This window comes from Methylovulum psychrotolerans (assembly GCF_002923755.1).
In the GTDB taxonomy this organism is placed as follows: Bacteria; Pseudomonadota; Gammaproteobacteria; order Methylococcales; family Methylomonadaceae; genus Methylovulum; species Methylovulum psychrotolerans.
The window spans coordinates 1-2,162 of the sequence record NZ_PGFZ01000058.1 but is presented as its reverse complement, the minus strand read 5'-3'; the positions used below and the strand labels follow the sequence as shown (position 1 = coordinate 2,162).

The following is a 2,162-nucleotide window of genomic DNA, read 5'->3' as shown; positions in this document are numbered from 1 at the left end:
TGTTGGGTGGCGAGCGAGTGACCAGGACGGCTGGGGCAGCCGAAGGCATAAGCGGTCGCGTGATTTTTGCTGATTGACCGGCAAGGATGCCGAAGCAATCTTTCGCAAAAATAGCGACTCCCCTTGTTTCGTTTATTTCGTTTATACTGTTACCAGAATAAACCCACAAAAAATGCGAGACAACAACATGCCAGCATCCACCATTGCCCACCTGCCTACCCCACAAGAAACTGAAGAAGCCAAAATCACCAGCCGGGCTTTGGCAAAGTATGCCCATAACGACAGGCTACACTTAAAAATTGCCAACCCACCGCATGAATCGGACGATTTGATCTTGCCCGGCTACGCGCTTAACCTGTTGCTGGACATCTTGACGGAAATGTCCAAAGGCAATGCCATAACGGTCATGCCGATACATGCCGAATTATCCACCCAAGAAACCGCCGAGCTGTTAAACGTCAGCCGCCCGCATTTGGTCGCGTTACTCGAACAAGGCAAAATCCCTTTTAGAAAAGTCGGCACACATCGGCGGGTGTTGGCTAAAGATGTGTTTGCCTATAAACAAGGCATTGATGCAGACCGCCTGCAAGCCCTGCATGAGCTGACCGCCCAAGCCCAAGAGCTGGGCATGGGTTATGAATAATGGCGAAATTTTCGGTAATTTATGATGCTTGCGTCTTATACCCCGCCCCTTTAAGGGATTTGTTAATGCACTTGGCCTTAACGGATTTGTTCAAAGCACAGTGGACAGACCACATCCATGAAGAATGGATAACGGCCTTATTGAGGCGGGAGCAATACGACAGGGCTGTTTTAGAACGGACACGCGACCTAATGGACACCTGTGTGCGTGATGCCAAGGTGTTCGGTTATGAGGACTTAATAGAAGCGTTAGTCTTGCCCGATCCCAATGACAGGCATGTTTTAGCCGCCGCCATTAAATCTGGCGCGGATGCGATTGTCACTTTCAACCTAAAAGACTTCCCCAGCGATATTTTGGCAAAATACGGCATTGGGGCGATACACCCTGATGAATTCATTTATAGCCAGATTGACTTAGCCCCCGCCACGGCTTGCGGCGCGATCAAGCGGCAACGGCAATCATTGAAAAACCCGCCCAAAGCCAAAGACGAGTTTTTAGCGATATTGCAAAAACAACAGCTACCCCAAACGGTATCGGCATTAAGGGCTTACATTGAGCTAATTTAAGGCCGTTTTCAGGCTGGGAAACTAGGCGTAAATCTAGGCGCAATAGCCAAACGATACCGAGACAAAACCAAACAACTTGAAACCTTGTGCATATAAGGCATACACTATAGTTTTAGGTTGCTTCAATCCGTTGGGGATGCACTTTTAATGCGATAGTCATGCGTTCGAATCACATGCAACCCTCAAATTCAAATAAAAAACCGCTTAAAGCTTTTAGCCAAGCGGTTTTTTTATGCCCGCCATTTTGCTACGCGAGATTTACGAAACTTATCTTTTCCACGGCGGCCATCAGTTCGTCAAGTTCTGCCTTGCAGTATTGGCTAGTGATGTGTGAGATTGGGCTTCATTGTCAGGTTTGCCGATATAGGCCAGCCACCATACCGATGGACAGGCCGATTAGTTCGGCAAATTTTTTGGGGGTATATGATCGGGAGATTGACGACGGACAGCAGCATAAACTGCACTGCCTTTTCGTTGACTTGCTCGGTTGGTTGTTCCATGATTGCCCCTTAGCTACTGATAATTGGTGAATCGCTGGAACCAAAGGCATTCGTTGAAACACTGTCGGAAGCAGTACAAATCAGTCCAGAAATTGAAGAAATCAGAAAAAAAACCAGATCGGGCTTGATAACAGCAAGGAAGGTTTTAGAGCAGGCTAAGGTGGCGGTTTGATTTTTGATTTTCTTACTTGGCAATAAATTCTTTGCCAAATTTTCAATTACAAAACCACTCCATTTCATGCAAGCTTAAGATAATTCGCGTTTATACAGACAGTGGTTGTACTATCACAGTATTTGATATAAGCACACATAGGAATTCAATCATGGAAAAACCCCCATTAAAAGCCTTTGGACGTTCGCTGAATAATTTTGAACCTCTTAAACCTGCCGAACAAACGCTATTAAATCGTTGTTATTTTGGAGAGACAGCTAAAGTCTCAAACCAAAGACCGA

At 46.1% G+C, this 2,162-nt stretch carries 3 protein-coding genes; 2 read left to right on the top strand and 1 reads right to left on the bottom strand.

Features of this window, described 5'->3' with window-relative positions:
* Positions 1–187 precede the first annotated feature (187 nt).
* The gene (locus AADEFJLK_RS23475; protein WP_103976016.1) at positions 188–643 is read left to right on the top strand and encodes a helix-turn-helix domain-containing protein; all 456 of its coding nucleotides are present in this window, start codon (positions 188–190) and stop codon (positions 641–643) included.
* Positions 643–1,209, top strand: a complete 567-nt coding sequence (locus AADEFJLK_RS23470; protein WP_103976015.1) for a PIN domain-containing protein — start codon at positions 643–645, stop codon at positions 1,207–1,209. The genes AADEFJLK_RS23475 and AADEFJLK_RS23470 overlap by 1 nt, the downstream gene beginning before the upstream one ends.
* Positions 1,210–1,718: 509 nt before the next feature.
* Here the strand turns inward: AADEFJLK_RS23470 and AADEFJLK_RS23465 are convergent.
* Positions 1,719–1,949 (bottom strand): hypothetical protein, encoded by a 231-nt coding sequence (locus tag AADEFJLK_RS23465; RefSeq protein WP_103976014.1) that lies wholly within the window; start codon positions 1,947–1,949, stop codon positions 1,719–1,721.
* Positions 1,950–2,162: the final 213 nt, after the last annotated feature.

Bases quoted from the DNA above. Each gene is read 5' to 3' on its own strand.
- AADEFJLK_RS23475 (WP_103976016.1), top strand. From the start codon at position 188: ATGCCAGCATCCACCATTGCCCACCTGCCTACCCCACAAGAAACTGAA.
- AADEFJLK_RS23465 (WP_103976014.1), bottom strand. From the start codon at position 1,949: ATGAAATGGAGTGGTTTTGTAATTGAAAATTTGGCAAAGAATTTATTG.
- AADEFJLK_RS23470 (WP_103976015.1), top strand. From the start codon at position 643: ATGGCGAAATTTTCGGTAATTTATGATGCTTGCGTCTTATACCCCGCC.